The sequence below is a fragment of the Methanoculleus sp. UBA208 genome (assembly GCF_002498065.1).
Classification (GTDB): domain Archaea; phylum Halobacteriota; class Methanomicrobia; order Methanomicrobiales; family Methanoculleaceae; genus Methanoculleus.
This window is the reverse complement of record NZ_DAFZ01000066.1, coordinates 1-6,446: the sequence shown is the minus strand read 5'-3', so window position 1 is coordinate 6,446 and position 6,446 is coordinate 1. Positions and strand designations below refer to the sequence as shown.

The following is a 6,446-nucleotide window of genomic DNA, read 5'->3' as shown; positions in this document are numbered from 1 at the left end:
GACAGGGGAGGGGGAGACCCCCCTCCCCGTCAGCCCCTCCCCGCGTGGCGATGTCCACTGGGAATCCGTACACGGGTTTGTGACGTTTCTAAAAAATCGTGAGCAAGGTGCCCTATGTTTTGACATGTCAGTTCGGCTTCTCCCCAAATCTGCCTAACCGGTCCTCACCACGACCACTTCCGCGATCCCCCACCGACCGGTCCAACACCATACCAAACCCCGCCCCCAACAAGGTTTAAAAACCCCGGACGCTACTGTCCCACCGGTGCATGAAGTCATGGACACCGAAGAATACCGTTCCATCATATCGAATGCCATCGACCGGGAGATCGAGGCATATACCTTCTACCGCACGGTCAGAGAGAAGGTCACGGACGAGAACCTGAAAAACCTCTTCAACGAACTTGCCGGGGAGGAGAGCCAACATCGGAAGACCCTCGAGGGTTTTCTGCTGAAAGAGCCGTCAGCACTCGGCTTTAACACGCAGCGGGACTACAAAGTCGCTCAAACCCTGGAGACCCCGCCGCTCTCGGCCGACCTAAAGCCGCTCGACGGCCTCGTCATCGCGATCAGGAAGGAGCTCGACGCGATGCAGATGTATACCCAGCTCGCGAGCCTGAGTGACGATCCGGGGCAGAAAGAGTTGTTCCAGAGCCTTGCCTCGATGGAGCGGGGCCACAAGGCGCGCCTCGAGGATATCTACACCAACATGGCATTTCCGGAAGCCTGGTGAGGCAGGGGCCGGCAGAACTGCCGGCTCTTTTTCAGGCCGGACCCGGAGGGAAGTAAGAGAGTTTTTGGGCTTTGTTGAAAACCCTGTTCTAATCTTCATCCTTACCCTGCTGAGGCTGGTGCCGGACCCGGCTTGTCCCTGGGACGACCTTTTTTCTCGGGCATGTCCTCATGCAGTGGACCGTGGTGGCCTGCGCAACCCGGTGGAAAGCCGTGCCCCTGATTACCCCTGATTGCGGCCATCTGGAGCAAACAAGTGGGGGTTCAACAAAGCCGTTTTTGGGGAAAAAACTGTAGGGGGGAGCCCTGCATCACTCCGTGGCGCAGTACGCGCCCTTGAAGAACCAGTTCCGGTAGACGATCGGCGTGACGATGGTGGTCAGCAGGCTCATCAAAACGATGGCGACAAAGACTCCCTGGCCGATGAGCCCTGAGTCCAGCCCGATCAGGGCGACGATCATCGCCACCTCGCCCCGCGGCGCCATCCCGAACCCGATGATGAGGGAGTCCTCCCGGCACATCCCCATCGCCCGGGCAGGGAGACCACACCCGATGACCTTGGTGGCGATGGCGACCAGGGTCAGTGCCACGAGAAAGATGATGATGTCGGGAGTGAGCGCCTGGAAGTCGGCGAGGATACCGAGCGATACGAAGAAGATCGAGGCGAAGATGATCTGGAGGTACTCGGCGCCTTCCCTGACGTCCTTGCTGTTCCGGAGCCCGACCCCCTCGAAGGCGACCCCGGCAATGAACGCACCGACGATCCCCGAGAGGCCCATGAGGTCGGCAAGCATCGCGTAGAGGAACGCGATCATCATGGCGAAGATGAAGACGAACTCAGGGTACTTCTGCGCCAGTTTCGATGCATCCATCCGCTCGATGAACCGGCTTACGCCGAAGAGCCCGACGGCGCCGCCGATGACGATGAACCCGATCGCTTTGGCGAGGACCAGGCCGATCGAGACCGCCGAGACACCCCCGGCGACCAGATCGGTCGTGATTGAGAGCGCTACGAGAGAGAGGACGTCGTCGATGACCGCGGTGCCGATGATCGCCTTCGCCGCATCGGTCTGGAGCATGCCGATCTCCTTGAGGACGTTCGCGGTGATGGCGATACTTGTTGCCGTCATCGCCGTGCCGACGAAGACCGCGCTGGCAAAGTCGAACCCGAAGAGGACGGCGGTGGCGTAACCCCCGATCCACGGTATGATGACGCCGAAAACACCAATGACACCGTAACTTCCCTTAAGGATATCTCTGACGTTAAATTCGAAACCTATCACAAAGAGAAGGATGATTGCCCCGAGATGCGCCAGGCTCCGGACGAAGTCCGTGTAGGTGATCAGGCCGAGCATGCTCGGCCCTACGAGGAGCCCCACGAGAATGGCCCCGATCGTCGCCGACTGGTTGATCCGGGATGCCAGGAGGTAGCCGGCGAGCGCGAGGAAGAGGAGGAGGCTCATCTGGAACTCGATAGATAGGGCGGCGCTTTCCATTGTTGCCCATGATCTGGGGAGGGAGGCCTTAAGAAATGTATGCAACATGCGGGAGTTGCAGGGCGACTGCGGGAGAACGTCGCGTCGATGTTCAGGAGCGTCGCTCACCTGAGATTTTCGGTGTTCCTGACCGCGTGAAAGGAGAACTGCTTCTCCAGCCGCGCGCAAATCCGTTTCTCCCGCACCGGGCCCGGCAGCCCTGCTCTTCGAAGGCTTTTTGTACCCTACGTCGTGATCGTCGATAGATGGATCCGATCGTCGCCATCGTCCTGATCCTCGGTCTTGCCAAGGTCTTCGGGGAACTCCTGGAGCGTGGGGGCTATCCTCCCATGATCGGTGAGATCGCCGCCGGAATCCTGGTGGGGCCGGCGGTGCTCGGACTGGTGACGATGAACGAGACACTCGAGCTCTTCTCCACCATCGGCGTGATCGCGCTCCTCTTCGTCTCCGGCGTGGAGATGAACGCCAGGGCTTTTGCCGCAGCCCGGAACGCGGCGGCATTGACTGCGGTGACGGGGATCGTCGTTCCTTTCGTGTTCGGCATCATCGGCGGCGCACTGCTCGGCTTCTCTTTTGTGGAGCAACTCTTCCTTGCCACCGTCATCTCCATCACTTCCATCGGCGTCTCGGTGAGGACCCTGATCGATCTCAAAATGCTCAACTCGATGGTGGGAAACACCATCGTCGGCGCTGCGGTGGTCGACGACATCATCGGGGTCATCCTCCTCGGCGTCCTCTCCTCCATCGCCCTCTCCGGGCGGCTGGAGCTTGCCCCGCTCGCGGCGAAGCTGGTGCTCGCCGTCCTCTTCATCGCCTTCGCCCTCACGGCAGGAAGGCGCCTCTTTCTCTGGGTTTTCCGGGCGTCCCATCGGATGCTCACCCACGAAATGCCGTACGTGACGGCGATCGTCATCGCTTTTGGATCCGCTGCGGTCGCAGATGCGGTGGGACTCCACTACGCCATCGGGGCGTTCGTTGCCGGACTGGTTCTCGGCCCCCAGATCAGAAACGACCGGAGCGTCTTTGACGGCCTCGCCGACTTTGCCTTCGGGTTCTTCGTCACCTTCTTCTTCGCCTCCATCGGGCTCCTCTTCCATCCCGATCCTGCGGTGTTTGCTTCAGTGCTGGTGCCGGCACTTATCCTTCTGGCGATAGCGGGCAAGACCGCCGGTGGCTACATCGGATCGCGTCCCTACATGGGAGACAGACTCCAGGCACTCATGGTCGGATTCGGGCTCTCCCCCCGGGGCGAGATCGCCCTGGTCGTCGCCCAGATCTCGCTTTCCGCCGGGATTGTCACGCAGGGGCTCTACTCGGGCGTGACGGTGATGGTGATAGCGACGATTCTTGTGGCGCCGCTTCTGATGAAGTGGGGGTTTGCCGCCCGGAAGAAGAGAGAAGAAGCGGTTAAAGGTGGCCGCCCTGCCGCAGAGTCGCAATGATATCGGCGAGCTCCACGCACCCGATCGCTTTCCCGGCACCGTCCACCACCACGAGGTAGGGGTGCTGGTCGCGGGCCATGCGGGCGAGCGCATCCCCTACGGTCGCGCCGGGTGAGATGGTTATGTTTGTCCTGGTCACCAGATCGCCGGCTGCCTGCCCGCTCCCCAGGAGCATGCAGAGGATCCCCGACGGCATCCCCGATGTCTTTCTGCCCGGGCGCACGCCCAGATGAGGCATGAGGCAGCCCAGAATATCGGTGAGCATGATCACGCCCATGAATGTCCCGTCCTCTCCAAGCACGATCAGGTCGTGCCGCCCCCGTTCGGAGAACTTCTCCATCACCTCAAGGATGGGTGTTGCCGGGGTCACGTGCTCGTATTCACGGTGCATTATTCTGACTATGGGGATATCGATAGGCTCCATACCGTTCTACGGAGGGGGTGGTCGGGAGGAGCAATAAACATGCGGTCCCGGCTCACCCCCATGGGAGGTCGTCCGGGCAGTTCTCCCGGCACGCCCCCTGCCACCGGCAATAGCGGCAGCAGAGGACGATCCCGGTACGAAGGCTCCCTTTCCCGAAGGCGGCGATCCGCTCGTAGCCGGTCAGTCCTGCTCCGCAGCACGGGCATGCAGCCATCCCGTCACCCCTGCTCAAGATCCGATCGGCGCCATCTTACCGGACGAACCCGCTCCGTCCGGCATACCGGGCCGTATCCCCGGCCGCCTCTTCGATCCTGACGAGCTGGTTGTACTTCTCGACCCGTTCGCCCCGGGCCGGCGCTCCCGTCTTGAGGTGGCCGGTCCGCATGGCGACGGTGAAATCGGCGATGAACGTATCGACCGTCTCGCCGCTCCGGTGGGAGACCATCGCACCCCAGTTCTGTTGTTGCGCGAGATGCACCGCGGCGATCGTCTCGGTCACCGTTCCGATCTGGTTGGGCTTGATCAGGACGGCGTTGGCGGCCCCCTTCCGGATACCCAGCTCGATCCGTTCGACGTTCGTGACGAAGAGGTCGTCGCCGACGAGCTCCACCCGATCGCCGATAGCTCTGGTCAGCATCCGCCAGCCGTCCCAGTCATCCTCCGCAAGGCCGTCCTCGATGACGATGACCGGGTATGCCGCCACAAGGTCGCGGTACCGGTCGACCATCTCGGCAGCGGTCAGGGTCAGCCCTTCGGTCCTGAGGTTATAGACGCCGTCGTTATAGAACGCACTCGATGCCGGATCGAGAGCGATCCCGATCTCCTGGCCGGGCGCATACCCGGCACGCTCGATTGCTTCCACGATCAGGTCGAGCGGCTCGGTGTTCGTGGAGACTGCAGGGGCGAACCCGCCTTCGTCGCCGACACCGGTCGTGTAGCCCCGCGCCTTGAGGATCTCTTTGAGCGCATGGTAGGTCTCGCTCCCCCACCGGACCGCTTCCGCGACGCTCGGAGCGCCGTAGGGGGCGATCATGTACTCCTGGAAATCCGGCCCCTGCCAGTTGGCGTGAACGCCGCCGTTGAGGATATTCATCATGGGGACGGGAAGGAGCGGTTTTAACGGGTCTCCCAGGTACTCCCAGAGCCAGAGGCCCTGCGCGGCGGCGGCAGCCCGGGCGACGGCCATGGAGACTGCAAGCGTGGCGTTGGCGCCCAGGTTCCGCTTGTTCGGCGTTCCGTCGAGATCGATGAGCGCCTCGTCCACCGCCGCCTGCTCGCGGGCGTCCATGCCCTGCAGGGTAACGGCGATCTCGCCGTTGACCCGGGCGACGGGTCTCTGCACCCCTTTGCCGCCGTAACGGTCTTTTACGCCGTCGCGGAGCTCGACGGCTTCGTGTTTACCGGTCGATGCGCCGGATGGGGTCGCGGCACGCCCGGACACCCCGCCGGCGAGCGTGACATCCGCTTCGACGGTCGGGTTCCCCCGCGAGTCCAGTATCTCGCGGGCATGGACTGATCGTATCCTCGTGTCAACCTCGGTCATGCTCGATGGCACCAGGGGGCAGGAGGGTATCGAGCGCAAAAAAGGTATCGACGGCGCCGGATCCGTCCGGGCGGTGGCGGCAGTACGGTCCGATACCGTATTGCCGTTTGCGCTGAACCCGATTTCCCGTTCTCGTTCGTCGCCGGAGGTTATTGAGGCACAGGGCAGGTATGCAAAGTTCTGGTGGGATACAAACGGAGCCGGCAGCGGTGCAGGTGATGCTCCCTCCTCACCACGTCCGACCGCAGTGCAGGCAGCGATCCCTGTGCATGCTGAGGATATGTCCGCATTGCGGGCATGCCCAGCGGACCTTCTCCTGTTCGACGAACTCCGCGACTCCCCGCTCCCGTATCTCGCTCAGGTTGTCGAGCACGCTCGTCCGGTATTTTGTGTAGCGTTTATCCAGGCGTTTCAGCCGCGTGCAGGGATATCCGGCGCATTCGTAGCAGTACTCCCCCGTACGGTCTTCGCACTGCCGGATCCTGCACCGGGCGCAATACGCGTTCAGCCTGGCGGCATCCTCCGTCCGGCAGCCCGGGCACCTGTTCTTCTCCCGCAGGTAGCCGATGCAGAGCCCGCAGTTTATACCGCAGGGGGCGATCAGGATAGGAGAGAGGTGGGTCATTCTCGTATGCTCGCCCTACGCCAAAAAGTCCCTTCCGGTTTCGCCGCCGAACGGGACGAGAGTGGCTGCGAAATACGCACATGCGGTAATGTGAAGGCCGGATGAATACAGTACCCCCGGGCGGATTCGAACCGCCGTCGCCGGATCCAAAGTCCTGCATGATTGACCGCTACACTACGGGGGT

The 6,446-nt window shown here is 62.3% G+C and carries 7 protein-coding genes and 1 tRNA gene; 2 read left to right on the top strand and 6 right to left on the bottom strand.

Annotated elements, in window-relative coordinates; genetic code table 11:
* Positions 1–277 precede the first annotated feature (277 nt).
* Complete coding sequence (locus tag BRA62_RS07100) at positions 278–733, top strand: ferritin-like domain-containing protein (protein WP_292365875.1); 456 nt, start codon at positions 278–280, stop codon at positions 731–733.
* A 310-nt stretch (positions 734–1,043) separates the two neighbouring features.
* Here BRA62_RS07100 and BRA62_RS07095 read toward each other — a convergent pair whose 3' ends face one another.
* Positions 1,044–2,228 (bottom strand): cation:proton antiporter, encoded by a 1,185-nt coding sequence (locus BRA62_RS07095; protein ID WP_292365874.1) that lies wholly within the window; start codon positions 2,226–2,228, stop codon positions 1,044–1,046.
* Between the two features lie 245 nt (positions 2,229–2,473).
* Here BRA62_RS07095 and BRA62_RS07090 point away from each other — a divergent pair, with 245 nt between their 5' ends.
* Positions 2,474–3,670, top strand: coding sequence for a cation:proton antiporter (locus BRA62_RS07090; RefSeq protein WP_292365873.1), 1,197 nt, complete (start codon positions 2,474–2,476; stop codon positions 3,668–3,670).
* On the opposite strand, the gene BRA62_RS07085 is transcribed toward BRA62_RS07090, so the two are convergent.
* From BRA62_RS07085 to BRA62_RS07065, 5 genes are all read right to left on the bottom strand, one after another.
* Positions 3,636–4,061, bottom strand: coding sequence for an HPP family protein (locus tag BRA62_RS07085; RefSeq protein ID WP_292365872.1), 426 nt, complete (start codon positions 4,059–4,061; stop codon positions 3,636–3,638). The genes BRA62_RS07090 and BRA62_RS07085 overlap by 35 nt on opposite strands.
* Positions 4,062–4,146: 85 nt before the next feature.
* Positions 4,147–4,308 carry a hypothetical protein gene (locus BRA62_RS07080; protein ID WP_292365871.1) on the bottom strand — a complete coding sequence of 54 codons (162 nt, stop codon included), beginning with the start codon at positions 4,306–4,308 and terminating at the stop codon, positions 4,147–4,149.
* A gap of 36 nt (positions 4,309–4,344) precedes the next feature.
* Positions 4,345–5,637 (bottom strand): phosphopyruvate hydratase, encoded by a 1,293-nt coding sequence (gene eno / locus BRA62_RS07075; protein WP_292365870.1) that lies wholly within the window; start codon positions 5,635–5,637, stop codon positions 4,345–4,347.
* A gap of 229 nt (positions 5,638–5,866) precedes the next feature.
* Entirely contained in the window at positions 5,867–6,262 is a 396-nt protein-coding gene (locus BRA62_RS07070) for a DUF3795 domain-containing protein (protein ID WP_292365869.1), read from the bottom strand.
* 111 nt (positions 6,263–6,373) lie between these two features.
* Positions 6,374–6,446: transfer RNA gene (locus tag BRA62_RS07065), tRNA-Gln, on the bottom strand.